This window comes from Pseudomonas sp. X4 (assembly GCF_040784925.1).
GTDB classification, from domain to species: domain Bacteria; phylum Pseudomonadota; class Gammaproteobacteria; order Pseudomonadales; family Pseudomonadaceae; genus Aquipseudomonas; species Aquipseudomonas putida_Z.
The window spans coordinates 3,432,587-3,459,478 of the sequence record NZ_CP160798.1 but is presented as its reverse complement, the minus strand read 5'-3'; the positions used below and the strand labels follow the sequence as shown (position 1 = coordinate 3,459,478).

Below are 26,892 nucleotides of genomic sequence, written 5' to 3'. Positions count from 1 at the left end.
CTTTAACCTTGAGACTATTCACCTTGACCGCACTGGCGTTATCCATCAGTGCCTTATCCACCGTGACCCAGGCCGACCCGCAAAGCCAGGAATACGTGCCCATCACCCTCAAAGGCAGCAGCGAGCAGGAGCAGGCCAGCGGCTTCGTCGACGGCCAGAGCCTGTCCGGCAGCACCCGCAACTGGTACGCCCGCGAGCGCGCCACACGCGCCCCGCTGTGGAAGTACTACAAGAGCGACGGCACCCGCCACGACACCCACAGCCGCGAGAACTGGGTGCAGGGCACCATCCTCAACTACAGCTCCGGCTTCACCCAGGGCACCGTCGGCTTCGCCGTCGAAGCCGCCGGCTACAATGCCATCGCCCTGCTGCAGAACCGCGAGGACGTCGCCGGCCCCAACAACCGCACCCTGACCCACAGCGACGGCGACCCGGTCGGCCAGTGGAGCAAGATGGGCCTGGCCAACGTCAAGGCGCGGGTGTCCAACACCACCCTCACCGTCGGCCGCCAATCGGTGGACACGCCGATGATTGCCTACATCGGCAACCGCGCCCTGCCCTCGAGCTTCCAGGGCGCGTTTTTGCACAGCGCCGAATTCGACAACCTGAGCTTCGACCTGGGCACCTTCGACCGCGTCTCGCCACGTACCGAACAGAGCCTCAGCAAGTTCCGCACCGAGTACAGTGCCACTGGCGTGGAAACCGACCGCGCCAGCACCGCCGGCATCAACTACCAGCCGTTCAAGAGCCTGAGCACCAGCCTGTACGCCACCAAGGTCGACGACTTCTGGAACCAGTACTACTTCGGCGCCAACCACGTGCTCGGCGACAGCGCAGTGCTCAGCCTGAGCACCGGCCTGAACTACTACAAGACCGTCGACGCCGGCAGCAAGAAGATGGGCGATATCGACAACGACACCTACAGCCTGTCGTTCGGCCTGACTCACCAGGCCCACACCCTCAGCGCCTCCTGGCAGCAGGTCAACGGCAACGAGTACTTCGACTACCTGCACGAAACCAACGGCATCTACCTGGCCAACTCGCTGCTGTCGGACTTCAACGGCCCCAACGAGAAATCGCTGCAGATTTCCTACGTGCTGAACATGGCGCCGTACGGGGTGCCGGGCCTGAAGTTCAACCTGTACAACGCCCGCGGCTGGGGCATCGATGGTACCCATTACCGCGGTACCGCCTACGACGTGAACGGCCTGGATGGCGAAACCCACTACGAGTGGGGCTTCGGCACCAGCTACGCGGTACAGAGCGGGCCGCTGAAAGACACCAGCATCCGTGCCACCTACACCGCGCACCGCGCCAGCAAGGCCCAGGGCGATGGCAGCCTGGATGAGTTCCGGGTGGTTACCACCATTCCATTCAACATTCTCTGACCGCCGGCGCCACGGCCTGCTTCGCTGCGGGCCGTGGCGGCTACGCTGGAATCAATGCAAGCAGGGAGTCCACCCATGCAGAGAGCTTTCATGAAATCGCTACCGCTACGCCTCGCCCTGGCAGCGCTGGTACTGGGCAGTGCCACACAGCTGGCAGCCAAGCCGCTGGTAGTGTGCACCGAGGCCAGCCCTGAAGGGTTCGACATCGTCCAGTACACCACTGCGGTTACCGCCGATGCCTCGGCCGAGACGGTATTCAACCGCCTTGTCGACTTCAAGCCCGGTACCACCGAAGTCCAGCCGGCCCTGGCCGAGCGCTGGGACATTTCAGCCGACGGCCTGACCTACACCTTCCATCTGCGCCAGGGCGTGAAGTTCCACACTACCGACTACTTCAAGCCCACCCGCAACTTCAACGCCGATGACGTATTGTGGAGCCTCAATCGCCAGCTCGATCCGAACCATCCATGGCATGACAAGACCAGCGTCGGGTACCCGTACTTCGAGAGCATGGGCTTCAAGGACCTGCTCAAGTCGGTCAACAAAGCCGACGAGCACACCGTGGTGATCACCCTTAACCGACCAGAAGCGCCGTTCCTGCGCGACATGGCCATGGGCTTCACCTCGATCTACTCCGCCGAGTACGGCGACCAGTTGCTCAAGGCTGGCAAGGCTGCCGAGTTGAACAGCAAGCCAATCGGCACCGGCCCATTCATCTTCCAGCGTTACAACAAGGATGCCCAGGTTCGCTTCAAGCCCAACGCGGACTATTTCCGCGGCAAGCCGCCTGCCGATGCGCTGGTCTTCGCCATCGCTACCGATAGCAACGTGCGCCTGCAGAAACTGCGCGCCAACGAATGCCAGGTGGCGCTCTACCCCAAGCCCGATGATGTACCGTCGATCAAGCAGGACCCGAAACTCAAGGTCGAGGAGATCGAGGCTTTGGTCACCGGTTACATCTCGATGAACACCGAACACAAATACCTGAGCGACGTGCGCGTGCGCAAAGCCATCAACATGGCCTTCGACCGCCAGACCCATGTCGACCAATTGTTCGGCAAAGGCAATGCGCTGGTCGGCGTGAATCCGTACCCGCCGACCATGATCGGCTACAACAACGAGAACAGAAACCCGCCCCGCGACCTGGCCAAGGCGCGCGATCTGCTCAAGCAGGCGGGCGTGCCCGAAGGTACGGTAATCACCCTGTTCACGCGCAACGGCGGCGGCCCGACCAACCCCAACCCGCGTTTGTCTGCCGAGATGCTGCAGGCCGACCTCAAGCAGATCGGCCTGCAGCTGGACATCCGCGTGATGGAGTGGGCCGAAATGCTGCGCCGGGCCAAGAAGGGCGAGGCCGACCTGGTGTCCACCGGCTGGGCCGGCGACAACGGCGACCCGGACAACTTCCTCAGCCCGCTGCTCAGTTGCGATGCCGCCAAAAGCGGCGAGAACTATGCGCGCTGGTGCAACCCTAAGTTCCAGGAGTTGATCAGCCGCGCCCGCGAAGTGATCGACAACGACGAGCGTGCAAGGCTCTATAACGAGGCATTGAAAGTGTACGATGACGACCAACCCTGGATCAGCATGGCCCATCCAAAGATGTTCACCGCCATGCGTGACAACGTGGAGGGCTACGTGATCAACCCTCTGACCAACAACAACTTCGCCACCACCAAGGTGAAGTAGAACAACAACGACCGCCGGCAACCCACACGGGGACCGGCGGCACTCCGTAGCGTGCTGCTAGCCGCACGGCCTGATGAGGTAACCCAGACAATGTTGAGCTTTATTGCCCGGCGCCTTGGCCTGCTGATACCGACCTTTTTCGGTATCACCTTGCTGACCTTCGCGCTCATACGCCTGATCCCCGGCGACCCGGTGGAAGTGATGATGGGCGAGCGCAGGGTCGATCCCGAAATGCATGCCCAGGCCATGGAGCGCCTGGGCCTGAACAAGCCGCTGCCGGTCCAGTACCTGGACTACGTCGGCAAGCTGGCCCAGGGTGACCTCGGTGAATCGCTGCGCACCCGCGAGAGCGTGTGGAGCGAGTTCCTCACCCTGTTCCCGGCCACTCTGGAACTGGCCTTTGCCGCCCTGTTGTTCGCCGGCATCGTCGGCCTGCTGGCCGGGGTGATCGCTGCGCTCAAGCGCGGATCGCTGTTCGACCACGGGGTGATGGGCATTTCCCTGGCCGGTTACTCGATGCCGATCTTCTGGTGGGGCCTGATCCTGATCATGTTCTTCTCGGTAAGCCTGGGCTGGACCCCGGTGTCCGGGCGCATCGACCTGCTCTACGACATCGAGCCGAAGACCGGCTTCATGCTCATCGACACCCTGCTCAGCGACGAGGAAGGCGCGTTCAAGGACGCGGTGATGCACCTGATCCTGCCGGCCATCGTGCTCGGCACCATCCCGCTGGCGGTGATTGCCCGCATGACCCGCTCGTCGATGCTCGAAGTGCTGCGCGAGGACTACATCCGCACCGCCCGCGCCAAAGGCCTGTCGCCGGCCCGCGTGGTGTTCGTGCACGGCCTGCGCAACGCGCTGATCCCGGTACTGACCGTATTCGGCCTGCAGGTCGGCACGTTGCTGGCCGGTGCGGTGCTGACCGAAACCATCTTTTCCTGGCCGGGCATCGGCAAGTGGCTGATCGAAGCCATCGGTGCCCGTGACTACCCCGTGGTCCAGAACGGCATCCTGTTGATCGCCTGCCTGGTGATCCTGGTCAACTTCGTCGTGGATATCCTCTACGGCCTGGCCAACCCACGCATCCGTCATCAGCGCTGAGGCCTTCGCCATGACTAGCCCGATTCCGAAATCCGTCACACCGGTCAGCCCGGTGGACCAGAGCCTGCTCTACCCCTCGCCATACAAAGAATTCTGGCAAGCCTTCGCCCGCAACAAAGGTGCGGTGATGGGCCTGGCCTTCATGTGCCTGGTGGTGTTCTGCGCGCTGTTCGCGCCGTGGGTTGCCCCGCACGACCCGAGCGAGCAGTACCGCGAATTCCTGCTGACCCCACCGGTGTGGCTCGAAGGTGGCAGCTGGCAGTTCATCCTCGGCACCGACGAGCTGGGCCGCGACCTGCTTTCGCGGCTGATCCAGGGCGCGCGGCTGTCGCTGCTGATCGGCCTGTCGTCGGTGGTGATGTCGCTGATCCCTGGCATCCTGCTGGGCCTGCTGGCCGGTTTCTTCCCGCAACTGCTCGGCCCGTCGATCATGCGCCTGATGGACGTGATGCTGGCCCTGCCCTCGCTGCTGCTGGCAGTGGCCATCGTCGCCATCCTCGGCCCAGGCCTGATCAACACCGTGATCGCCATCGCCATCGTGTCGTTGCCATCCTACGTGCGCCTGACCCGCGCCGCCGTGATGGGCGAGCTGAACCGCGACTACGTCACCGCCGCACGCCTGGCTGGTGCCGGGCTGCCACGGCTGATGTTCGTCACCGTGCTGCCCAACTGCATGGCACCGCTGATCGTGCAGGCCACCCTCAGCTTCTCCTCGGCCATCCTCGACGCCGCCGCCCTGGGCTTCCTTGGCCTTGGCGTACAGCCGCCAACCCCGGAGTGGGGCACCATGCTGGCTTCGGCCCGTGACTACATCGAGCGCGCCTGGTGGGTGGTGAGCCTGCCCGGCCTGACCATTCTGCTCAGTGTGCTGGCAATCAACCTGATGGGCGACGGCCTGCGCGATGCGCTGGACCCGAAACTCAAGAACGCCGCCTGAGGAGAACGCCATGTCACTGTTGCAGATCAACAACCTGAACGTGCGCTTCGGCGACGCCAATTCGGTACCGGTGGTCGATGGCCTGGACCTGACGGTGGAGGCCGGCGAGATCCTGGCCATCGTCGGCGAATCCGGCTCGGGCAAGTCCGTGACCATGATGGCCCTGATGGGCCTGATCGACGCCCCCGGGCGCATCACCGCCGACTCGCTCACCTTCGACGGCACCGACATGCTCAAGCTCAGCGGCCGCCAGCGACGCAAGGTGGTGGGCAAGGACATCGCCATGGTCTTCCAGGACCCGATGACCGCGCTCAACCCCAGCTACACCGTGGGCTATCAGATCGAGGAAGTGCTGCGCCAGCACCTGGGCCTGAAGGGCAAGGCCGCGCGCCAGCGTGCCCTGGAGCTGCTGAAAAAGGTCGAGATCCCGGCTGCGGAAAGCCGCCTGGACGCCTACCCGCACCAGCTGTCCGGCGGCATGAGCCAACGCGTGGCGATTGCCATGGCGATTGCCGGCGAGCCCAAGCTGCTGATTGCCGACGAACCCACCACTGCGCTGGACGTGACCATCCAGGCGCAGATCATGGAGCTGCTGGTCAACCTGCAGAAGGAGCGCAACATGGCGCTCATCCTGATCACCCACGACCTCGCCGTGGTCGCTGAAACCGCCAGGCGGGTGTGCGTGATGTACGCCGGCCAGGCCGTTGAAGTGGGCCAGGTGCCGGAGCTGTTCGACGTACCCGCCCACCCCTACAGCGAAGCGTTGCTGGCGGCGATCCCCGAGCACAGCATCGGTGCCGAACGCCTGGCCACCCTGCCCGGCATCGTCCCCGGCCGCTACGACCGCCCCGTGGGTTGCCTGCTGTCACCGCGCTGCCCGTACGTGCAGGACAACTGCCGGCGCCAGCGCCCGCCCCTCGATCCCCAGGCCCATGGCCTGGTGCGTTGCTTCTACCCGCTGAACCAGGAGGTGGCGTGATGGCCGTCGTTCTATCCGCCCGGGAGCTGACCCGGCATTACGAAGTGTCCCGCGGGCTGTTCAAGGGCCACGCCCTGGTCCGCGCGCTGAATGGCGTGTCGTTCGAACTGGAGGCCGGCAAGACCCTGGCCGTGGTCGGCGAGTCCGGCTGTGGCAAGTCGACCCTGGCCCGCGCACTGACCCTGATCGAAGAGCCGTCGTCCGGCTCGCTGCAAATTGCCGGCACCGAAGTGAAAGGCGCCAGCAAGAGCGAGCGCAAGCAACTGCGCCGCGACGTGCAGATGGTGTTCCAGAGCCCCTACGCCTCGCTCAACCCACGGCAGAAGATTGGCGACCAACTGGCCGAGCCGCTGCTGATCAACACCTCGCTGAGCAAGGCCGAGCGGCGAGAAAAGGTGCAGAAAATGATGGAACAGGTCGGCCTGCGCCCCGAGCATTACCAGCGCTACCCGCATATGTTCTCCGGTGGCCAGCGCCAGCGTATCGCCCTGGCCCGGGCAATGATGCTGCAGCCCAAGGTGCTGGTGGCGGACGAGCCGACCTCGGCGCTGGACGTGTCGATCCAGGCCCAGGTGCTGAACCTGTTCATGGATTTGCAGAAGGAGTTCAACACCGCCTACGTGTTCATCTCGCACAACCTGGCGGTGGTGCGGCATGTGGCCGATCAGGTGCTGGTGATGTACCTCGGCCGGCCGGCGGAGATGGGGCCGAAAGAAGATATCTACGAAAGGCCACTGCACCCGTATACCCAGGCGCTGCTGTCAGCGACGCCGGCGATTCACCCGGACCCTTTGAAGCCGAAGATCCGTATTGCCGGAGAGTTGCCCAACCCGCTGAACCCGCCGGATGGGTGTGCGTTTCACAAGCGTTGCCCGTATGCGACCGAGCGGTGTGCCAAGGAGGTGCCGGCGTTGCGGCAGGTGAGTACGCGGCAAGTGGCTTGTCACTATGCCGAGCAGTTTCTTTAGCCTTTAGATAGACGGGGCTGCTTTGCAGCCCATCGCGACACAAGGCCGCTCCTACAAGGGACCGCGATCTCCTGTAGGAGCGGCCTTGTGTCGCGATGGGCCGCAAAGCGGCCCCAAAAATCTCAATGCATGAAGAACCAGATCAGGATAATCACCGGAATCGGCACCCCAATCATCCAAAGCAGTATCGAGCGCATGGCATTTCTCCTTGTTCGATGTTGAACAGACCGGTGCACTCGCCATGCCATCCCTGTCAAAAAATCACTCTCAACCGAATCAACGGCTTACTGCCCAAGCCGCTTGGCAAAACCGTGCAATATGCCGGATCCGCACCCTTGCGGCTGGGTGTTCTGCAATGCACTATCAGGCTCATGACCGCCACCACCCTCCCCGACGGCCCCGAGCAGACCCCGCTCACCGCCGACGCCGTGCTGCGCTACCACCTGTGCTGGAAGCACCGCGACCTCGACGGCGTCATGGCGCTCTACCACCCCGACATCCAGTACCACGACTTCTTCCAGAACCGCGTGCTCGGCTACCAGGAACTGCGTGACTACGTGCGCGCCTGCCTGCCCCATGAAGCCGGCGAAGATATCGTGCACAGCGACCGCATCCGCGTCGACGGCTGTACCGCGTTCATCCAGTACCAGGTCACGGTCCAGGGCGGCGACGGCCTGGTGGCGTTCCAGTCCAGCGAGGCGATTACCGTCAAGGACGGCCTGATCTGGCAGGTCAACGAATACGCCACGCTAGTCCGCCGGAGCAGCAGTGGCCATGCCAGCAGCGGCCCGCGCCCGGCCACCAGCCGCCTGGGCCTGTCACCCCGGCAGCTGTCGACCATGGCCCAGGACCTGGAACACTACTTCCAGCGCCAGCGCCCCTACCTGGACCCGGAGCTGGACCTGCAGCAGGTGGCCGACGCCAGCGGCTACAGCCGCAACCAGATCTCCTACCTGCTCAACCAGGTGCTCGGGCAAAGCTTCTACCGCTACGTCAACCAGGCCCGCCTGCAGCACTTGATGGCCAGCCTCGACGACGACAGCATCGAAGCCACGATCGACGAGCTGGCGTTCAATGCCGGTTTCAACTCGTTGTCGGCGTTCTACAAGTGTTTCCGCGAACACACCGGGCTTACGCCCAAGGCGTACCTTAAGCAAATTTCCCTGCGTGCACGCACGTAGGACAGCTGCCCGCCGACACCACTAGGATCGCCCACAGACCTTGACGGATGTGGAGCCGAACCCGATGCAACCCCTGCGCACGCTCAGCCTGTGGATGGACCAGCTCGACGAGCCGTTGTGCGCCCGCCCGGCCCTGCGCGAGGACCTGGACGCGGATGTATGCATCATCGGCGCTGGCTACACCGGCCTGTGGACCGCCTACTACCTCAAGCGCCAGGCGCCACAGTTGAACATCGCGGTAATCGACGCCAACATCGCCGGCTTCGGCGCCTCGGGGCGCAACGGCGGCTGGCTGATGGGCAACCTGCTCGGCGAAGACCGCCTGCTGGCCACCCTGTCGCCGCAACAGCGCCGCGCCAGCATCGACCTGCTGCATGACATCCCCGATGAAGTACACCGCGTGCTGCAACATGAAGGCATCGACTGCGACTACCGCAAAGGCGGCGTGCTGTACTGCGCCGCGCGCTACCCGGAACAGGAGCGCAGCCTGCGCGCCTACCTCGACGACCTTTATCGCCAAGGCATGACCGAGGACGACTACCGCTGGCTGCGCCCCGAACAGCTTGACGCTCAGTTGCGGGTCAGCAACGCCTATGGCGCCATCTACAGCCCGCACACCGCAACCATCCAACCCGCCAAGCTGGCGCGTGGCCTGGCCCGGGCGGTAGAAGCGCTGGGCGTACCCATCTACGAAAATACCCCAGCCATCGACTGGCAGCCAGGTGAGGTGCGTACCCCGTTGGCGCGCATCCGTTGCCAATGGATGGTACCCGCCGTGGAGGGCTACGCCGCCAGCCTGCCGCCACTGGGCAAACATCAGCTGCCGGTACAGAGCCTGTTGGTGGCCACCGAACCACTGCCGGAGGCCACCTGGCAACAGATCGGCCTGAACCAGGGCCAGGCGTTCAGCGAAAGCAGCCGCCAGGTCACCTACGGCCAGCGCACCGCCGACAACCGCCTGGTATTCGGCGCCCGTGGCGGCTACCGCTTCGGTGGCCGCCTGCGCGAAAACTTCAACCTCGACCAACAGGAAATCGAGCTGCGCCGCTACCTGTTCAGCGAGTTGTTCCCGCAGTTGAAGCACGTGCGTATCACCCACTCCTGGGGCGGCAACCTGGGCATGGCGCGGCGCTTCCGCCCGCACATGCTCTGCGACCGTCAACGCGGCATCGCCCTGGCGGGCGGCTACGGCGGCGAAGGCGTCGGCGCCACCAACCTGGGCGGGCGCACCCTGGCGGCGCTGATCCTCAACCAGCGCAACGAACTGACCGCGCAACCCTGGGTGCTCGACAACCGCCCGCTTTCAAGCCTGGCGACTTGGCCACCCGAGCCCTGCCGCTGGCTGGGCTACAACGCGATCATCCAGAGCTTCGTCCACGAGGACCGGACCCTCGCCAACCCCGCCAGCGCGCCTTGGAGGCGGCGCCTGGCCAGCAATCTTGCGGACTTCATGGAAGGCTTCATGCACTGACTTCCCTTTCCCCGACACAGAATTTACCGGTTCCGCTGATCGCCTGCCTTCGATAACAACACACAAAGCAAGGTAACCCCGACATGCGCACGCTCCTTCTCGCCCCCCTGATGCTGGCCGCCAGCGTGGCCGGTGCCGCCGAAACGGTGAAGATCTACAACTGGTCCAGCTACGTTGCCCCCGACACACTGAAGAACTTCCAGCAAGCCAGCGGTATCGTGCCCACCTACGACGTTTACGACAGCAACGAAACCCTCGACGGCAAGCTGATGACCGGCAACTCCGGCTACGACGTGGTGTTCCCGTCCAACCACTTCATGGCCCGTCAAATCCAGGGCAAAGCCCTGAAGCAGCTGGACAAGTCGCAGTTGCCCAACTGGCACAATCTCAACCCGGTGTTGCTCAAGGCACTGGAGGTCAATGACCCGGGTAACCAATACGGCTTCCCGTATCTGTGGGGCAGCACCGGCATCGGCTACAACGTCGACAAGGTCAAGGCGGTGCTCGGCGACAGCGCGCCAATAACCTCGTGGGACCTGATCTTCAAGCCTGAGTACATGAGCAAGCTGAAAAGCTGCGGCGTCGCCGTGCTGGACAACGGCCCTGAGCTGTTACCGATCGCCCTGCACTACCTGGGCCTGCCGCACCACAGCCAGAACCCGGCGGACTACGACAAGGCCAAGGCGCTGCTGATGCAGGTGCGGCCATACATCAGCTACTTCCACTCATCGAAGTACACCGGCGATCTGGCCAACGGCGATATCTGCGTGGTGGTGGGTTTCTCGGGGGATGTGTTGCAGGCGAAGAATCGTGCCGAGGAGGCGAAGAACGGGGTGAAGGTGGGGTATTCGATACCCAGGGAAGGCGCACCGATGTGGTTCGACATGGTTGCCATGCCGGCCGATGCACCGGATGAGAAGGCCGGGTATGCCTACATGAACTACCTGCTGCAGCCGGAGGTGATGGCCAGCATCAGCAACCATGTGCAGTACGCCAACGGCAACCTTGAGGCGGACGGGCTGGTGGATCCGGCGATGAAGGGTAATACGATGATTTACCCGAGCGAGGAAGTAATGGGCAAGCTGTATGCGCTGGAGGCGATGCCGGCCAAGATCGACCGTATTCGGACGAGGATCTGGACCAGTATCAAGGCCGGGAATTGATTTCGGCCTTAACACGGTCCCTGTGGGAGCGGGTTCACCCGCGAATGCGATGTTGAGTTTACCGACGCATTCGCGGGTAAACCCGCTCCCACAAGGGTCAGGAGCAGGCCCTGAAAATCAGGAGCAAGCTCTCGAAATCAGTGGTGCTCGCGAGTAGCGCGGAACTTGATGTCCGGCCAGCGCTCTTCCATCAGCGACAGGTTGACCCGGGTCGGCGCCAGGTAGGTCAGGTGCCCGCCACCGTCGATGGCCAGGTTCTCCATGGCTTTGTTCTGGAATTCCTCGAGCTTCTTCTTGTCGTCACAACCGATCCAGCGGGCCGACCATACGGTGATCGGCTCGTAGGCGCACTCGACCTTGTACTCTTCCTTCAGGCGGCTGGCGACCACGTCGAACTGCAGCACACCGACTGCACCGAGGATGATGTCGTTGCTGCGCTCTGGGAAGAACACCTGGGTAGCACCTTCTTCGGCCAGCTGTTGCAGGCCCTGACGCAGCTGCTTGGATTTCAGCGGGTCCTTCAGGCGCACGCGGCGGAACAGCTCCGGGGCGAAGTGCGGGATACCGGTGAAGCCCAGCGCCTCGCCTTCGGTGAAGGTGTCGCCGATCTGGATGGTGCCGTGGTTGTGCAGGCCGATGATGTCGCCGGCATAGGCCTCTTCCAGCTGCTCACGCTCGGAGGAGAAGAAGGTCAGCGCATCGCCGATACGCAGGTCCTTGTTGATGCGCACGTGGCGCATCTTCATGCCCTTCTCGTACTTGCCCGAGCAGATACGCATGAAGGCGATGCGGTCGCGGTGTTTCGGGTCCATGTTCGCCTGGATCTTGAACACGAAACCGGTGAACTTCTCTTCCACAGGCTCCACGGTGCGCTCATGGGCAACACGGCCCAGCGGGCGCGGCGCCCAGTCGACGACGGCGTCAAGCACATGGTCGACACCGAAGTTGCCCAGCGCGGTACCGAAGAACACCGGGGTCAGTTGACCGTTGATGAACTCTTCCTGGTTGAACTCGTGGCAGGCGCCCTGCACCAGCTCCAGCTGTTCGACGAACGAATCGTACTGGTCGCCCAGGTGGGCACGGGCTTCGTCCGAGTCCAGCTTCTGGATGATCTTGGCTTCGGTGCGCTCGTGGCCGTGGCCCGGGGTGTACACCACGATGTAGTCACCGGTCAGGTGGTACACGCCCTTGAAGTCGCGGTAGCAACCGATCGGCCAGGTGATCGGCGCGGCCTTGATCTTCAGCACGGCTTCGATCTCGTCCAGCAGCTCGATCGGGTCGCGGATGTCGCGGTCGAGTTTGTTGATGAAGCTGACGATCGGCGTGTCGCGCAGGCGGCACACGTCCATCAGGGCGATGGTACGTGGCTCTACACCTTTACCGCCGTCGAGCACCATCAGCGCCGAGTCCACCGCGGTCAGGGTGCGGTAGGTGTCTTCCGAGAAGTCTTCGTGGCCGGGGGTGTCGAGCAGGTTGATCATGTGCTCGCGGTACGGGAACTGCATCACCGAGGTGGTGATGGAGATGCCGCGCTGCTTCTCCATTTCCATCCAGTCGGAGGTGGCGTGGCGGTCGGACTTGCGCGACTTCACGGTACCGGCGACGGCAATGGCCTTGCCCATCAGCAGCAGCTTCTCGGTGATGGTGGTCTTACCGGCGTCGGGGTGGGAAATGATTGCGAAAGTGCGGCGCTTCGCGACTTCGGCGGCCTGGTTGGTCATGGGAAATCGCCTGACTGGGGGATTTAAAAGGGGCGATATCATACCTGAAGTTGGGCCGGGACCAAAATTTGCTGAACCGGCGGTGCCTGTTCCGGCCTCTTCGCGGGTAAACCCGCTCCCACAGGTATCACACCGCCTTTGAAACCTGTGCAGGACTTGTGGGAGCGGGTTTACCCGCGAAAGCGCCCGCCCAGAGGCCACAAATTCGCCAGGCAATCGCTTTATCACGACAAATGGCCCAAGAGCAGTTATTTCAACGCCTACAGCACATTAACCCGCTGCTTTCTCTCGTCATTTTTCCAACCAACCAGTGATTAACGCTGGCCAAATGCCGCCCCAGATGGGAACCTTTACGCCCACGGAGACGTCCACTCCCCTGCAACCCGCTTCGGTTGGGGAGCTGGTTTCATCAGCATTTTCGGGCCCGACGGGGTTCGGCTCATGGCCTGATCGCAGCCTTCGGCGTGCATCACGCTGCTACTCGCGAACACACCACCCGCCGCCAGGACTGGCCGGCAACCAAGAAGTGTGCTCGCCGACTACACAAGGAGTCCGCCTGTGGCTGAACGCTACGGAAAAGGGCTGTTGGGATGGGCCGCCGTGCTCGTCATCCTGGCCCTGCTGGTCCACTGGATCGGCATCGACACGATCGCGCGTTATCGCGACGATCTTGGGTTCTACCTGCAAGCGCACCTGGTACTGGTGCTGGCTTCGATGGCGGCGGCGCTGGCCGTGGGCATCCCCGCCGGCATTGCGTTAAGTCGACCGCACCGGGTCGACAAAGCCGAGCGCTTCATGCAGTTGTTCAACGTTGGTAACACCATCCCTCCCCTGGCCGTCCTGGCCATCGCCCTGAGTATCCTGGGCATCGGCGCCGGGCCCGCGATCTTCGCGCTGTTCCTCGCCTCCCTCCTGCCTATCGTGCGCAACACCTACGAGGGCCTGAAAAACGTCCCCGCCTCGCTCAAGGAAGCCGCCACCGGCATCGGCATGACCCCGCGCCAGCAACTGTGGCAGGTGGAGCTGCCCAACGCCGTGCCGATCATCGTTGGCGGTGTGCGCGTGGCCCTGGCGCTGAACGTCGGCACCGCACCGCTGGCGTTCCTGATTGGTGCCAACAGCCTGGGCAGCCTGATCTTTCCCGGCATCGCCCTGAACAACCAGCCACAGCTGCTGCTGGGCGCCGCCTGCACCGCATTGCTGGCGCTGGCGCTGGACGCGGCGGTGAGTTTCTCCAGCAAGCGCTGGCTGGAACGTGGCCTGGCCCAATAAAGATAGGGAACGTATGAACAAGAGAATCGCCTTGCTGCTGGGCGCGGCCCTGCTGTTCGCAGGATTTGCCCAGGCGGCGGACAAACCGCTGATCCGCATCGGCGCGCGGGTATTCACCGAACAGACTGTACTCGCCGAAATCACCGCGCAATACCTGCGCGCCAACGGCTATGACGTGCGCGTCACCACCGGCCTTGGCAGCAATATCGCGCGCCAGGCCCAGGAAACCGGCCAGCTCGACCTGATGTGGGAATACACCGGCGTGTCGCTGGTGTCGTACAACCATATCGACGAGCGCATGCCCAGTGCCGAGGCAACCTTCGCCAGGGTCAAGGCGCTGGATGCCAAGAAGGATCTGATCTGGCTGACCCCATCGAAGTTCAGCAACACCTACGCGCTGGGCCTGCCCAAGCAGGTGGCCGAGGCCTATCCGCAGGTCAACACCATCAGCGACCTCAACCAGGTACTGCGTGACGAAAGCCACCGCAACCACCTGGTGGCGCTGGACACCGAGTTCGCCAACCGCCCCGATGGCCTGGTCGGCCTGCGCGAGATGTACGGCCTGCCACTGGACCGCCGCAATATCCGCCAGATGGACGGCGGCCTGGTGTACACCGCGATGCGCAACAACCAGGTGTTCGCCGGGCTGGTGTACACCACCGATGGCCGCCTGAACGCCTTCGACCTCAAGCTGCTGGAGGACGACAAGCACTACTTCCCCGACTACACCGCCGCGCCGGTGGTGCGCAAAGCCGTGCTCGACGCCAACCCGCAGCTGGCCGGCCTGCTCAAGCCACTGGCCGAACAGCTGGATGACGCAACCATGCGCCAGCTCAACGCCAAGGTCGATGTCGAGCACCAGAACCCGACTGCCGTGGCCGCCACCTTCCTGCGTGAGCACCCACTGAACAGCGAGGGCCAGCCATGAACCTGATCGATACCTTCAACCACCTGGACTGGGCCCAGGTGCTGCAACTGACCTGGCAGCACATCATGCTGGTCGGCGTCGCCGTGGGCCTGGCGATCATCGTCGGCGTACCGCTGGGCATCCTGATGACCCGCTTCCCGGCCGTCGCCGGCCCATTGCAGGCCAGCGCCACGGTGCTGCTGACCATCCCCTCGATCGCCCTGTTCGGCCTACTGCTGCCGTTCTACTCCAAGTTCGGCCAGGGCCTCGGGCCACTGCCGGCGATCACTGCGGTGTTTCTCTACTCACTGCTACCGATCATGCGCAACACCTACCTGGCCCTGACCAACGTCGAGCCCGGCATCCGTGAAGCCGCGCGCGGCATCGGCATGACCTTCGGCCAGCGCCTGCGCATGGTCGAACTGCCCATCGCCGTGCCGGTGATCCTCGCCGGCGTGCGCACCGCCGTGGTGATGAACATCGGCGTGATGACAATCGCCGCCACCATCGGCGCCGGCGGCCTTGGCGTGCTCATCCTCACCTCCATCAGCCGCAGCGACATGTCGATGCTGCTGGTCGGCGCCGTACTGGTCAGCCTGCTGGCGATCATCGCCGACCTGCTCCTGCAAACCCTGCAACGTGCCCTGACTCCAGAAGGACTGCGCTCATGATCGAACTGAAGAACCTCAGCAAAACCTTCAACGTCAACGGCAAGGACGTCAAAGCCGTGGACTCGGTAAGCCTCACCGTCAACGAAGGGGAAATCTGCGTGTTCCTCGGCCCCTCGGGCTGCGGCAAGAGCACTACCCTGAAAATGATCAACCGCCTGATCACGCCCACTTCCGGCCAGGTGTTCATCAATGGCGAAGACACCACCGGGCTGGACGAGGTCACCCTGCGCCGGCACATCGGCTATGTGATCCAGCAGATCGGCCTGTTCCCCAACATGACCATCGAGGAGAACATCACCGTGGTGCCGCGCCTGCTCGGCTGGGACAAACAGAAGTGCCATGAACGCGCCCGCGAACTGATGCACATGATCAAGCTGGAGCCCAAGCAGTACCTGCAGCGCTACCCGCGCGAGCTGTCCGGCGGCCAGCAGCAGCGTATCGGCGTGATCCGCGCCTTGGCGGCGGAAGCGCCGGTGCTGCTGATGGACGAGCCGTTCGGCGCGGTCGACCCGATCAACCGCGAGATGATCCAGAACGAGTTCTTCGAGATGCAGCGGGCCTTGAACAAGACCGTGATCATGGTCAGCCATGACATCGACGAAGCGATCAAGCTGGGCGACAAGATCGCCATCTTCCGCGCCGGCAAGTTGTTGCAGCTGGACCACCCGGACACCTTGCTGGCGCACCCGGCGGACGAGTTCGTCAGCAACTTCGTCGGCCAGGACAGCACGCTCAAGCGCCTGCTGCTGGTGCGTGCGGAGGATGCGGCAGACAACGCGCCATCGGTAAGCCCGCAGACGCCGGTGAGCGATGCGCTGGAGCTATTGGACGAGCATGACCGCCGCTACGTGGTGGTGACCGATGCGCAGAACAAGGCACTGGGCTACGTGCGCCGGCGTGACATGCATCGCCAGCAAGGGACTTGTGGCGACTTCCTGCGGCCGTTCAATGCCACGGCGTCGCATGATGAGCATTTGCGCATCCTGTTGTCGCGGATGTACGAGTTCAACCGGGCGTGGCTGCCGGTGCTGGATGCCGAGCAGGTGTTCTTGGGCGAGGTGACGCAGGAGTCGATTGCGGCGTACCTGAGTTCGGGGCGCTCGCGGGGGGCCAAGACCAGCATTGTCTCGCCGGCCGAGGCGGTGGTTTCGTAATCGCCGGGGGCGCGCTGCGCCCCTTTCGCGACACAAGGCCGCTCCCACAAGTACAGCATCAGCCTCGGGCCTGGCGCGGTACCTGTGGGAGCGGCCTTGTGTCGCGATGGGCCGCAAAGCGGCCCCGGCAATCTCGGCTCAGAACCCAGGTTGTGGATTGCCTGTGCCGGCCTCTTCGCGGGCTTGCCCGCTCCCACAGGGATACCACAATCCTCCAGGCCTGCGCTGTACCTGTGGGAGCGGGCAAGCCCGCGAAGAGGACCACACAAATGTCAGAACCCTACACTGGCCTGCACATAGAAGGTCCGCGGCTCACCCACATAGATGCCGGCATTGTTGTCGCTGGAGCGGGTGAAGTACTGCTTGTCGAACAGGTTCTTCACCCCCGCCGCCAGCTTCAGGTTGGACATCTGGGGCCCGAACTCATACCCGCCACGGGCATGCCAGGTCACGTAACCCGGAATATCACCGTACTGCCCATCCGCACTAGGCTCGGTGATGTAGTCGCCGTTGAAGCTGCCATCGGCGTTGATCCCGGTACCCGGCGCGCGCTGCTTGGATTGGGCGTAGGCATCCAGGTTCCAGGTCCAGTGGTTGACCGCGTAACGCACCCCGGCAGTGGCCACCTGGCGTGAATAGAACGGCAGGTCACGGCCCTCGAAGCCAGGAATGTCCCCTTCATAAGTAGCGCGGGTGTAGGTATAGCCACCGCTCACCGACAACCCTTCCAGGCGCGGGTCCAGGCCGTCCAGGTCATAGCGCACCGAGGCCTCGATACCCTGGTGCTTGGTCGCGCCGAGGTTGGTCCAGCCCACGTCGTTGCTGATGTACTGCAGTTCGTCATCGAAATCGATGTAGAACGCCGTCAGCTCACCGGCAAAGCCACCATTGTCATAGCGGGTACCGATCTCGTAGGTCTTGGCCTTTTCCGGCTCCAGGCCATTGGCCGTGCTGTTGCCAGTACCACCCTGGCCCAGCTGGAAGTACTGCAGGCTGCCGAACGAGGTCTCGTAGTTGGCGAACACCTTCCACGCATCGGAGATGTGGTACATCACGCTCAGCGCCGGCAGTGGCTCGTTGCTGGTGATGCTGCGTTTCTTCTCCGGCACCGGCTGGCCGTTGGCACCGAGCACCGGGCGGTCGCGCCAGTCGGTGTTGATATGCTCGAAGCGGATACCTGGGGTGATGGTCCAGTTACCCACGTCGATCTTGTCGTCGATGTAGTAGGCGCTGGCCTCGGTACCACCGCTGCGGTCCTGGAACACATGGCCGTCGGAGGTCGGGGTCGGCGTCGGCACGTTGTCGATCAGCGCCAGGCGGGTCGACTGCTCACGCATCGCTTCCTTCAGGTAGCGGTAACCCACGCTGACTTCCTGGGTGGTCGGGCCGGCGAAGAAGATCCGCGACAGCCGCGGTTCGATGGCAAAGGTATGGTAGTTGCGCGGGTACGACGACAGGGTCTTCATGTCGCGCGAGGCAATGGAGCTGCCGCGGAAGCTGTCGGTGTAGTAGGTCAGCACTTCGAACTGGGTGGCGTCGTCGAGCTGGCGCTGCCACTTGAACGACACGTCCTTGCGCCGGCCGGCAAAATAGTCGTAGTCGCGCAGCGACTGGTACGGGTTGCTGTCGTACTGCGCCTGGGTCAGGCCGCCGGGCATGTCGGCACGGCCGTCGTAGTAGTGGAAGTTGAGCCAGAACTCGTCAACGTCGGTCGGCGCCCAGTGGGTCTTGAGGATGACGTCGTCGATGTCGTTGCCGTTGTTGCTTTCACGGTAGCCGTTGCCATTCACCCCGGTGTACAGCAGCGCCACGCCCATGCCGTTGTCCGCCGTGCCGCCGACGAAGGCCGACTCGGTGTGTTTCCAGCCACCATGCTGGGAGGTTTCCAGGGTGGTGGACAGCTCGGCCGAGGCCTTCTCCGGGATAGCCCGGGTAACGAAGTTGATCACCCCGCCGACGTTCTGTGGGCCATAACGCACGGAGCCGGCGCCACGCACCACGTCGATGCTGTCGAGGTTGCCCGAGGAAATCGGCGCCATCGACAGCTGCGGCTGGCCATAGGGCGCGAAGGCGGCCGGGATGCCGTCGATCAGCACCGTGGAGCGTGGCGACAGGCGCGAAGTCAGGCCGCGAACACCTACGTTCAGCGACAGGTCGCTGCCGCCGGTGCCGTTGGAGTCCTGCACCTGCACGCCCGGGATGCCGCGCAGCACGTCGCGCACGTTCATTGCGCCCTTCTCTACCATCGCCTCGCGGCGTACCACGGTGCGCGCGCCGGGGTGGTTCTGCACCACGCTCTGCTGGGCATCGCCCAGCCAGTCACCCACCACCTTGATGTCGGTGGGTGCCAGCTCCAGGCTGCCGGTGGTGAGGGTGCCATCGGCCTGGGCCGGCTTGACCACCACGGTGCCCTGGGACATCTCGTAGGTCAGGCCGCTGCCTTGCAGCAGCTGCTGCAGCGCCTGCTCGGGCGCCAGCTGGCCGGACACCGCCGGGGCCTGCTTGCCGGCCACCAGCTCGGGGCTGAAGAACAGCTGCAGGTTGGTCTGCTGGCCCAGCTGGTTCAGCGCCGAAGCCAAGGGTTGGGCCTGGATCTGGATGGTGCTGCCGGACTCTGCGGCCTGGCTGTTGACGGCCACGGCGCTGACCGCCAGGGCCAGCGCCAGGGCGCGGAAGCGTGGGAAGGGCTTGTTGTTGTTCACGTCGTCGAAACTTCCTGGAATACGGAATAAACGCCAACCGCATGCAAATGGAAATGCTTGGCAGTTGCAGCTGGCGGGGAAGACGAACGAGCGGAAAAAAACCTGAATCTATTTCGCGATTATTTCGCGCGAGCCATCTTCATGGGCCTTGATGGCCACCGGCAGGATGCTCGGCAAGGCACGCAGCAGCGCGTCGGTGTCGTCGGTGCTGAAGGTGCTGGACAGCCGCAGCTGGGCGACTTTGCCGGGGGCGACCCGCAGCGGCTGGCTGCGGTAACGCGAGGCTTCGGCCACCACCTCGGCCAGGGTGGCGTTGTCGAACACCAGCCTGCCTTGGCGCCAGGCAGTCAGGGTGCCGGTATTCACCGCATAGGGCGCCGCCACCTGGCCTTGTGCATCTATATGCGAGCCCTGGCCCGCCGTGAGCTGCGCCAGCGAGGCGCCCTTGCCCTGCACACGCACCGAGCCCTGCTCCACCGCCACGCGGGTGCTGGCCGGGTCCAGGCGGACGTCGAAACGGGTACCGGTGACAGTCACGCTGCCCTGGGCGGTGTCGACCACGAACGGCCTGCCACTGTCATGGGCGACGGTGAACATCACCTCACCCGCCATCAGCCGGACATGCCGCTGGCCGGCGCTAAAAGCGACCTGCACTTGCGTGCTGCCGTTGAGCTCAAGGTGCGAACCATCCGGCAGTTCGACCTGGCGGCGTTCGTTGAAGGCGGTCTGCAAGCTGCCCTGGTGATTCAGTTGCTGGTAGTGCCAGCCGCCCCAGCCCAGGCCCAACGCCAGTGCGGCCACGCTGGCGGCCAAGGCCTGGCGCACGAAGCGCCGACGTGGCAACTGGCGTACCGGTGCCGGCTGGCACAGCGCTTCCAGGCGCTGGCGCGGGATGAAGTCGGTGGCCTGCCACAGGCGGGCGAGCTGCTGGTACTCATCACGGTGCCGTGCATCGCCTTCCAGCCAGGCGTGCAGCTGCGCCTGCAGCCCGGCATCGCGAGGGGCATCCTGCACCCGGGCGAACCACGCGGCCGCCTGCTCGCGGACGGTATCGGTACCGTGCTGTTTCATCGAAAAGGTCTCCTGACTCATCATGCCGACACATCCAGGTGCTCACGCAGATGCCGGAGCGTGCGGATCATATACTTTTCGACCATGTTCTTGCTCAACCCCATGCGCTCGGCGATCTCGGCCTGGGTCAGGCCTTCGAGCTTCTGCCAGATGAACACCTGCCGGCAATTGAGCGGCAGTTCGGCCAGCGCCCGCTCGACACTGTCGGCCAGCTCCAGCGCATGCACGTAGGCCTCGGGGTCGCCACTGGCGGCCACGCCTTCGTCGAAGGCTTCCAGCTCCAGGGCCTGGCGGCGGTCCTCGCGCCGGAAACCATCCACGGCAATATTGCGTGCAGTCTGGTGCAGGTAGGCGCGTGGCTGCTCGACCTGCTCGCGCGGGTTTTCCAGTACCCGGACAAAGGCATCGTGGGTGAGGTCCTCGGCCTGCTGTCGACTGCGCAACTTGCGCGTCCAGGTGCCGATCAGCTCATGGTAGTGGTCGAGGAAGCCTTTGGGTCCGGACACGGTCGGGGTCATCAGGGAGGCAGACAAGGGTGCGAATAGTAATGTTTCTCATCAAGCACGGCAATTCCGCCAGTCGGTAACAAAAAATTTATCGTCTTTTTCATGCACGGCGGTGCCAGGGAAATGTGGCCATAAATATGAACACCTGAGGCCCCTTCGCGGGCACGCCCGCTCCCACAGGAACCGCGAGATGCCTGTGGGAGCGGGCGTGCCCGCGAAGGAGCCAACGCGCTCCATTCCACTATTTTTTACGCTTGAAACACTCCGGGGAACATCAGCCGGTCACATGGGTCGGTTATTCAAATGGCAGGTCGTCGATCCGCGTCGATCACGCCCGGATTGCCTGTTGATTCTGCATTCTTCACGCCCTAAAGTGCGCGCCGAACGTCCATGCTGGAAACGATCCATCCGGCTCAAGTACTGAGTAGGCGAACCAAAGTGGGGATACGGAGGACGTTCAGTTTGCAGCCACTTAAATTTTCAGTTTGCCCATGGAGTCCCTGAGCATGTCGATCCAGGTCGAAGACTATTTCGCGCGTGACACCTTCCAGAAAATGAAGGCGTTCGCCGACAAGCAAGAAACCCCGTTCGTACTCATCGACACCCAGATGATCAGCCAGGCCTATGACGACCTGCGTGCTGGTTTCGAATTCGCCAAGGTGTACTACGCGGTAAAGGCCAACCCGGCCGTGGAAATCATCGACCTGCTCAAAGAGAAAGGTTCGAGCTTCGACATCGCCTCGATCTACGAGCTGGACAAGGTGCTGGGCCGCGGCGTCAGCGCCGACCGTATCAGCTACGGCAACACCATCAAGAAGTCCAAGGACATCCGCTACTTCTATGAGAAGGGCGTGCGCCTGTATGCCACCGACTCGGAAGCCGACCTGCGCAACATCGCCAAGGCCGCACCGGGTTCGAAGGTGTACGTGCGTATCCTCACCGAAGGCTCGACCACTGCCGACTGGCCGCTGTCGCGTAAATTCGGTTGCCAGACCGACATGGCCATGGACCTGCTGATCCTCGCCCGCGACCTGGGCCTGGTGCCTTACGGCATTTCCTTCCATGTTGGCTCGCAGCAGCGCGACATCAGCGTATGGGATGCTGCCATCGCCAAGGTCAAGGTGATCTTCGAGCGCCTGAAGGAAGAAGACGGCATCGAGCTGAAGCTGATCAACATGGGTGGCGGCTTCCCGGCCAACTACATCACCCGGACCAACAGCCTGGAAACCTACGCCGAAGAGATCATCCGCTTCCTGAAGGAAGACTTCGGTGACGACCTGCCGGAAATCATCCTCGAGCCGGGCCGTTCGCTGATTGCCAACGCCGGCATCCTGGTCAGCGAAGTGGTCCTGGTTGCACGCAAGTCGCGCACCGCCGTCGAGCGCTGGATCTACACCGACGTGGGCAAGTTCTCCGGCCTGATCGAAACCATGGACGAAGCCATCAAGTTCCCGATCTGGACCGAGAAGAAAGGCGAGGCCGAAGAAGTGGTCATCGCCGGCCCGACCTGCGACAGCGCCGACATCATGTACGAAAACTACAAGTACGGCCTGCCGCTGAACCTGGCCATCGGCGACCGCCTGTACTGGCTGTCGACCGGTGCCTACACCACCAGCTACAGCGCAGTGGAATTCAACGGCTTCCCGCCGCTAAAGGCTTACTACCTGTAACGCAAAACGGGGCCGCAAGGCCCCGTTTTCATTTGTGCTTTCCTGTACCGGCCTCTTCGCGGGCAAGCCCGCTCCCACAGGTGCGGCGCTCACATCAGGCCCAGCGCAGTACCTGTGGGAGCGGGTTCACCCGCGAAAGGGCCAGCACAGAAGGCCTCAAGCTTCGCGCCGTTCGATCTCCTCGGCATACCGCGCCGCAAAGGCCATCAACACCGGCCCGGCACCCTGCAAAGTCACCAGCGCACTGCGCAGGAAATTCATGTTCCCCTCGACCCGCGCCCGCTCCAGCCAAGGCCCGGCTTCCGCCACCTGCCCACGCTCGACCAGCACCAGCGCCAGGCTGAACATGCCTCGAAAGTCCCCCGCCTCGGCCGAACGCCTATACCAGCGCACCGCCCGTGCCGGGTTGGGCGCCGTGGCGATGCCTTGCTCCAGGTAACGCCCGTACAGGTTCATCGACTTGGCATGCCCCATGTGCGCGGCCTTCTCGTAGCACATCAGCGCCTGCGCCTGGTTGGCCGGTATGCCGCGCCCGGTGGCCAGCAGGTTGCCCAGGTTGTACAACCCCCAGTCCAGCCCGGCATCGGCCGCACGCGCATAGTGGATGGCCGCCTGCGCCTGGCTTTGCTCACCGCCCCAGCCATGCTCCAGGCAACGCCCCAGCATGTTGTGCGCCATGGCACTGCCGCCCTGGGCGGCGATGCCGAACCAGCGCCTGGCCACGGCGGCATCCGCCTGAATGCCGCGCCCGTCGAGCAGGATCTGCCCCAGCAGCAACTGTGCCTCCACCGCGCCCTGCCCGGCCGCCGCCAGGATCGCCTGGGCGGCCTTGCCAGGGCTTTCTTCCAGCATGGCCTGCAAACCGGCCACATCCACCACTTCCTCACGCCGCAACTGATAGGACACGGTTCAGACCTCGGCCCAGCGGCGCAGCAGGTTGTGGTAGGTGCCGGTCAGCTGTAGCAGTGATGGATGCTCCGGCACATCGGCAGTCAGTTGCTGGATGGCATTGTCCATCTCGAACAGCAACGCCCGCTGGCTGTCCTCGCGCACCAGACTCTGGGTCCAGAAGAATGCGGCGTAACGCTGGCCACGGGTCACCGGGTTGACCTTGTGCAGGCTGGTGCCGGGGTACAGCACCAGGTCACCGGCGGCCAGCTTGACCTGCTGCACGCCATAGGTGTCCTGAATCACCAGCTCGCCGCCGTCGTAGCTGTCCGGATCGCTGAGGAACAGCGTGGAAGACAGGTCGGTACGCACCCGCTCCGGGCTGCCCTTGGGCTGGCGCAGGGCGTTGTCGATGTGGAAGCCGAAATTGCCGCCTTCACGGTAGCAGTTGATCAGCGGCGGGAACACCTTGTGCGGCAAGGCTGCAGACATGAAGCGCGGGGTCTGCCACAGGCGGTCGATCAGCGCACTGCCGATCTCCTTGGCCAGCGGGTGGCCTTCCGGCAACTGCAGGTTGTGCTTGGCCTTGGCCGACTGGTAGCCGGCCGTGATCTTGCCGTCGGCCCAGTCGGCCTGCTCCAGCGCCTCGCGGATACGGGCCAGTTCATCGGCGTGAAACAGGCTGGGGATGTGAAGCAGCATGGCGGCAGCACCGTTGGAAAATGTAAAGGCGCCAATGATATTGATTCCCTTTTGCGCTTCACAAGCCCCATTCGCCGCTTAAGACGTTTCAGCTTGATGAAACCGTAAAGGCAAATTGTAAAGATTGTAAATTCTTCACGAATGGTAACGACTCTCAATTGTGAGTCACAATTGCTTACATTAAGATCCGCGGCCTTAACACCTTGGGGAAGGTCCTTAGCAATGCGCCAGTACGTACCATCTGCAGTGAGTTCACCACGCCTGATCGTGTCTGCCATCGGTGTCGCCCTCAGCGCTTCGTCGGCCTATGCCGCCGACCCGGCCGCCAGCAGCGCTATCACCCTCGACGCCACCAGCGTCAACGGCAAGGCTGAACAGGCCAGCACCGATTACAAGGTCGACAAGGCCTCTTCGCAGAAGTACACCGCACCGCTGGTAGATACCCCGCGGTCGATCACCGTGATCCCGCAGCAAGTGATCAAGGACACCAGCGCCCTGACCCTGCAGGATGCACTGCGCACTGTGCCGGGCATCACCATGGGTGCCGGCGAAGGTGGCAACCCCTCCGGCGATCGCCCATTCATTCGCGGCTTCGACAGCCAGAGCTCGATGTACCTGGACGGCGTGCGCGATACCGGTTCGCAAACCCGCGAAATCTTCGCCATCGAGTCGGTGGAAGTGGCCAAGGGCCCGAACTCCTCGATCGCTGGCCGCGGCGCTGCCGGTGGCACCATCAACATGGTCAGCAAGCGTGCGCACCTGGGCAACTCGCTCGACGGCGCCTGGACCTGGGGCAGCGATCAGACCCAGCGCTACACCCTGGATGGCAACTATCAGTTCAGCGACAGCGTCGCTGGCCGCCTGAACCTGATGACCCACAAAAGCAACGTCGCCGGCCGCGATGAGGTCAACTACGACCGCTGGGGCGTGGCACCTTCGCTGGTGTTCGGTCTGGGCACCGATACCCGCGTGAGCCTTGACTACTACCACGTGGAAAGCGACGACCTGCCGGATTCGGGTATTCCGTACAGCCTGCGCTCCGGCAGCTCGGCCGCTCGCACCTCGGCCAACCCGGACAAGCCGACCCACGGCGGTGGCAGCAGCAGCAACTACTACGGTCTGGTCGGTCGCGATTTCTCCAAGAGCCGTGCAGATATCTCGACCATCAGCATCGAACACGACCTGAGCGACTCGCTGACCATCAAGAACACCCTGCGCCATGGCAATACGCTGCAGGATTACATCTACAGCCAGCCAGACGACAGCAAGGGCAACATCCTCAACGGTGAAGTCTGGCGTCGCCCGAACAACCGTGTCGCCAACACCCGCACCACCACCAACCAGACCGACCTGTATGGGGATTTCTACGTTGGCGGCATGAAGAACAGCTTCTCCACCGGTATCGAACTCAGCCGGGAAACCTCGGTAAAATCGGGCTATGACGTCACCGGTTTCGGCGCCGGCAACTGCTCGAGTGCAACAGGGCAGATCTCCGGTGTCTGCACCTCGTTCCCGAACCCCAACCCGCATGAAGAGTGGGACGGCACCATCAGCCGCACCGAAGCAGGTGCCGATACTTCTGGCAACACGCGCGCCATCTACTTCACCGACACGCTGGAGCTCGACCCGGCCTGGTTGCTGACCATGGGCCTGCGTTACGACCACTTCGACACCAAGGTCAAGACCAAAGCGGCCAACGGTTCTACCAGCTTCAAGACCGAAGACACCAGTGAGTTCGTCACTGGCCAGCTGGGCCTGACCTGGAAGCCTGCCGAGAACGGCAGCATCTATGTGTCCTATGCCACCTCCGCCACCCCGCCTGGCGCCTCGCTCGGCGAAGGTTCCGACGGCAACGCGCTGGTCACGGCCACCACCACCAGCGAGCTGAAACCGGAAAAAACCACCAACTACGAAATCGGTACCAAGTGGGATCTGCTCGACGAACGCCTGGCGTTGACCGCAGCCATTTTCCGCACCGAGAAGGAAGACGCACGTGTACTGGTGGACAGCAACACCTATCAGAACATCGGCAAGACCCGTGTCGATGGCCTGGAGCTCAGCGCCAGCGGCAAGCTGACCGACGCCTGGCAAGTATTCGCCGGCTACACCTACCTGGATGCCAAGCTCGTCGACGGCGGCGCGCAGCGGGTCGGCACGGTGTTCATCGATGGTTACAACGATGGCAACCAGCTGCCTAACACACCGAACAACAGCCTGACCCTGTGGACCACCTACAACGTCACGCCGAAGCTGACCATTGGTGGTGGTGCCTTCTACGTCGATGAAGTGTTCGGCAACACCACCAACAGCGTGATGGTCGACTCGTACTGGCGCTACGACGCCATGGCCAGCTACAAGCTGACCAAGCACGTCGATCTGCAGTTGAACGTGCAGAACCTCACCAACGAGGTCTACTACGACAAGGCCTACAGTGGGCACTATGCCAACCAGGCCGCCGGGCGGACTGCACTGTTGACCACCAGCTTCCACTTCTGATGCCGGGATGGGGTTGATCTGTTGAATGGGCTGCGCCTGTGCCGGCCCTTTCGCGGGTGAACCCGCTCCCACAGAGATATCACTGGACCTGAGGTCAGTGCAGTACCTGTGGGAGCGGGTTCACCCGCGAAGAAGCCGGTACAGACAACACAAGCCTGACTGACGAGCCCACCCCGCCCCGTTCATTCCCGTGAGCGGGGCTTTTGCGTATCAAGGCATAATGCACGCCGCGCAGTGTGCGGCAGAAACACAAGGTGA

At 63.4% G+C, this 26,892-nt stretch carries 21 protein-coding genes; 15 read left to right on the top strand and 6 right to left on the bottom strand.

Annotated elements, in window-relative coordinates:
* The first annotated feature begins 8 nt into the window (after positions 1-8).
* The 9 genes from ABX298_RS15385 to ABX298_RS15345 all read left to right on the top strand — a co-directional run bounded on the left by ABX298_RS15385 (position 9) and on the right by ABX298_RS15345 (position 10,874).
* A complete protein-coding gene (locus ABX298_RS15385) occupies positions 9-1,388 on the top strand; it encodes an OprD family porin (RefSeq protein ID WP_286101097.1) in 1,380 nt (459 codons plus the stop codon).
* Positions 1,389-1,463: 75 nt separating this feature from the next.
* Positions 1,464-3,074: an ABC transporter substrate-binding protein gene (locus tag ABX298_RS15380; protein ID WP_367393318.1), complete on the top strand. Its 1,611-nt coding sequence runs from the start codon at positions 1,464-1,466 to the stop codon at positions 3,072-3,074.
* Positions 3,075-3,164: 90 nt separating this feature from the next.
* Positions 3,165-4,175 carry an ABC transporter permease subunit gene (locus tag ABX298_RS15375; protein WP_012316108.1) on the top strand — a complete coding sequence of 337 codons (1,011 nt, stop codon included), beginning with the start codon at positions 3,165-3,167 and terminating at the stop codon, positions 4,173-4,175.
* A gap of 10 nt (positions 4,176-4,185) precedes the next feature.
* Positions 4,186-5,112 carry an ABC transporter permease subunit gene (locus ABX298_RS15370; RefSeq protein ID WP_025337799.1) on the top strand — a complete coding sequence of 309 codons (927 nt, stop codon included), beginning with the start codon at positions 4,186-4,188 and terminating at the stop codon, positions 5,110-5,112.
* A gap of 10 nt (positions 5,113-5,122) precedes the next feature.
* On the top strand, positions 5,123-6,091 hold the full coding sequence (locus ABX298_RS15365) for an ABC transporter ATP-binding protein (RefSeq protein ID WP_075043849.1): 969 nt from the start codon (positions 5,123-5,125) through the stop codon (positions 6,089-6,091).
* On the top strand, positions 6,091-7,059 hold the full coding sequence (locus ABX298_RS15360; RefSeq protein WP_024086321.1) for a peptide ABC transporter ATP-binding protein: 969 nt from the start codon (positions 6,091-6,093) through the stop codon (positions 7,057-7,059). Before ABX298_RS15365 ends, ABX298_RS15360 begins: the two co-directional genes overlap by 1 nt.
* A gap of 371 nt (positions 7,060-7,430) precedes the next feature.
* A complete protein-coding gene (locus tag ABX298_RS15355; protein WP_075043848.1) occupies positions 7,431-8,240 on the top strand; it encodes a nuclear transport factor 2 family protein in 810 nt (269 codons plus the stop codon).
* Positions 8,241-8,304: 64 nt separating this feature from the next.
* A complete protein-coding gene (locus tag ABX298_RS15350) occupies positions 8,305-9,711 on the top strand; it encodes an FAD-binding oxidoreductase (RefSeq protein ID WP_084785046.1) in 1,407 nt (468 codons plus the stop codon).
* A gap of 83 nt (positions 9,712-9,794) precedes the next feature.
* Positions 9,795-10,874, top strand: a complete 1,080-nt coding sequence (locus ABX298_RS15345; RefSeq protein WP_367393317.1) for a polyamine ABC transporter substrate-binding protein — start codon at positions 9,795-9,797, stop codon at positions 10,872-10,874.
* A 137-nt stretch (positions 10,875-11,011) separates the two neighbouring features.
* Here the strand turns inward: ABX298_RS15345 and ABX298_RS15340 are convergent, their stop codons facing one another.
* The gene (locus ABX298_RS15340; protein ID WP_003257876.1) at positions 11,012-12,595 is read right to left on the bottom strand and encodes a peptide chain release factor 3; all 1,584 of its coding nucleotides are present in this window, start codon (positions 12,593-12,595) and stop codon (positions 11,012-11,014) included.
* Between the two features lie 558 nt (positions 12,596-13,153).
* On the opposite strand from ABX298_RS15340, the gene ABX298_RS15335 reads away from it, so the two are divergent.
* From ABX298_RS15335 to ABX298_RS15320, 4 genes are read left to right on the top strand one after another with little or no spacing between them, the layout of a single operon-like run.
* Positions 13,154-13,867, top strand: coding sequence for an ABC transporter permease (locus ABX298_RS15335; RefSeq protein ID WP_085616828.1), 714 nt, complete (start codon positions 13,154-13,156; stop codon positions 13,865-13,867).
* 13 nt (positions 13,868-13,880) lie between these two features.
* Positions 13,881-14,795 (top strand): glycine betaine ABC transporter substrate-binding protein, encoded by a 915-nt coding sequence (locus tag ABX298_RS15330; RefSeq protein ID WP_025337793.1) that lies wholly within the window; start codon positions 13,881-13,883, stop codon positions 14,793-14,795.
* Complete coding sequence (locus ABX298_RS15325) at positions 14,792-15,445, top strand: ABC transporter permease (RefSeq protein ID WP_025337792.1); 654 nt, start codon at positions 14,792-14,794, stop codon at positions 15,443-15,445. The genes ABX298_RS15330 and ABX298_RS15325 overlap by 4 nt, the downstream gene beginning before the upstream one ends.
* Positions 15,442-16,599 carry a betaine/proline/choline family ABC transporter ATP-binding protein gene (locus tag ABX298_RS15320; RefSeq protein WP_054573159.1) on the top strand — a complete coding sequence of 386 codons (1,158 nt, stop codon included), beginning with the start codon at positions 15,442-15,444 and terminating at the stop codon, positions 16,597-16,599. The genes ABX298_RS15325 and ABX298_RS15320 overlap by 4 nt, the downstream gene beginning before the upstream one ends.
* Before the next feature lie 272 nt (positions 16,600-16,871).
* On the opposite strand, the gene ABX298_RS15315 is transcribed toward ABX298_RS15320, so the two are convergent.
* The 3 genes from ABX298_RS15315 to ABX298_RS15305 all read right to left on the bottom strand — a co-directional run bounded on the left by ABX298_RS15315 (position 16,872) and on the right by ABX298_RS15305 (position 20,890).
* A complete protein-coding gene (locus tag ABX298_RS15315; RefSeq protein ID WP_286101089.1) occupies positions 16,872-19,301 on the bottom strand; it encodes a TonB-dependent siderophore receptor in 2,430 nt (809 codons plus the stop codon).
* A 108-nt stretch (positions 19,302-19,409) separates the two neighbouring features.
* Positions 19,410-20,372, bottom strand: coding sequence for a FecR family protein (locus ABX298_RS15310; protein ID WP_084785044.1), 963 nt, complete (start codon positions 20,370-20,372; stop codon positions 19,410-19,412).
* A 20-nt stretch (positions 20,373-20,392) separates the two neighbouring features.
* A complete protein-coding gene (locus tag ABX298_RS15305; RefSeq protein ID WP_025337788.1) occupies positions 20,393-20,890 on the bottom strand; it encodes a sigma-70 family RNA polymerase sigma factor in 498 nt (165 codons plus the stop codon).
* A 494-nt stretch (positions 20,891-21,384) separates the two neighbouring features.
* Between ABX298_RS15305 and ABX298_RS15300 the strand changes: the two genes are divergently transcribed.
* Positions 21,385-22,548: a type III PLP-dependent enzyme gene (locus ABX298_RS15300; protein ID WP_025337787.1), complete on the top strand. Its 1,164-nt coding sequence runs from the start codon at positions 21,385-21,387 to the stop codon at positions 22,546-22,548.
* 156 nt (positions 22,549-22,704) lie between these two features.
* On the opposite strand, the gene ABX298_RS15295 is transcribed toward ABX298_RS15300, so the two are convergent.
* Together ABX298_RS15295 and ABX298_RS15290 are read right to left on the bottom strand one after the other, a co-directional pair.
* Positions 22,705-23,454 carry a tetratricopeptide repeat protein gene (locus tag ABX298_RS15295; RefSeq protein ID WP_367393316.1) on the bottom strand — a complete coding sequence of 250 codons (750 nt, stop codon included), beginning with the start codon at positions 23,452-23,454 and terminating at the stop codon, positions 22,705-22,707.
* 3 nt (positions 23,455-23,457) lie between these two features.
* A complete protein-coding gene (locus ABX298_RS15290; RefSeq protein ID WP_317408982.1) occupies positions 23,458-24,138 on the bottom strand; it encodes a Fe2+-dependent dioxygenase in 681 nt (226 codons plus the stop codon).
* A 222-nt stretch (positions 24,139-24,360) separates the two neighbouring features.
* On the opposite strand from ABX298_RS15290, the gene ABX298_RS15285 reads away from it, so the two are divergent.
* Positions 24,361-26,634 (top strand): TonB-dependent siderophore receptor, encoded by a 2,274-nt coding sequence (locus ABX298_RS15285; protein WP_286101083.1) that lies wholly within the window; start codon positions 24,361-24,363, stop codon positions 26,632-26,634.
* The last annotated feature ends 258 nt before the right edge of the window (positions 26,635-26,892 follow it).

Bases quoted from the DNA above. Each gene is read 5' to 3' on its own strand.
- ABX298_RS15360 (WP_024086321.1), top strand. From the start codon at position 6,091: ATGGCCGTCGTTCTATCCGCCCGGGAGCTGACCCGGCATTACGAAGTG.
- ABX298_RS15355 (WP_075043848.1), top strand. From the start codon at position 7,431: ATGACCGCCACCACCCTCCCCGACGGCCCCGAGCAGACCCCGCTCACC.
- ABX298_RS15380 (WP_367393318.1), top strand. From the start codon at position 1,464: ATGCAGAGAGCTTTCATGAAATCGCTACCGCTACGCCTCGCCCTGGCA.
- ABX298_RS15305 (WP_025337788.1), bottom strand. From the start codon at position 20,890: ATGACCCCGACCGTGTCCGGACCCAAAGGCTTCCTCGACCACTACCAT.
- ABX298_RS15325 (WP_025337792.1), top strand. From the start codon at position 14,792: ATGAACCTGATCGATACCTTCAACCACCTGGACTGGGCCCAGGTGCTG.
- ABX298_RS15330 (WP_025337793.1), top strand. From the start codon at position 13,881: ATGAACAAGAGAATCGCCTTGCTGCTGGGCGCGGCCCTGCTGTTCGCA.
- ABX298_RS15370 (WP_025337799.1), top strand. From the start codon at position 4,186: ATGACTAGCCCGATTCCGAAATCCGTCACACCGGTCAGCCCGGTGGAC.
- ABX298_RS15350 (WP_084785046.1), top strand. From the start codon at position 8,305: ATGCAACCCCTGCGCACGCTCAGCCTGTGGATGGACCAGCTCGACGAG.
- ABX298_RS15340 (WP_003257876.1), bottom strand. From the start codon at position 12,595: ATGACCAACCAGGCCGCCGAAGTCGCGAAGCGCCGCACTTTCGCAATC.
- ABX298_RS15300 (WP_025337787.1), top strand. From the start codon at position 21,385: ATGTCGATCCAGGTCGAAGACTATTTCGCGCGTGACACCTTCCAGAAA.
- ABX298_RS15365 (WP_075043849.1), top strand. From the start codon at position 5,123: ATGTCACTGTTGCAGATCAACAACCTGAACGTGCGCTTCGGCGACGCC.
- ABX298_RS15290 (WP_317408982.1), bottom strand. From the start codon at position 24,138: ATGCTGCTTCACATCCCCAGCCTGTTTCACGCCGATGAACTGGCCCGT.
- ABX298_RS15375 (WP_012316108.1), top strand. From the start codon at position 3,165: ATGTTGAGCTTTATTGCCCGGCGCCTTGGCCTGCTGATACCGACCTTT.
- ABX298_RS15345 (WP_367393317.1), top strand. From the start codon at position 9,795: ATGCGCACGCTCCTTCTCGCCCCCCTGATGCTGGCCGCCAGCGTGGCC.
- ABX298_RS15285 (WP_286101083.1), top strand. From the start codon at position 24,361: ATGCGCCAGTACGTACCATCTGCAGTGAGTTCACCACGCCTGATCGTG.
- ABX298_RS15310 (WP_084785044.1), bottom strand. From the start codon at position 20,372: ATGAAACAGCACGGTACCGATACCGTCCGCGAGCAGGCGGCCGCGTGG.
- ABX298_RS15320 (WP_054573159.1), top strand. From the start codon at position 15,442: ATGATCGAACTGAAGAACCTCAGCAAAACCTTCAACGTCAACGGCAAG.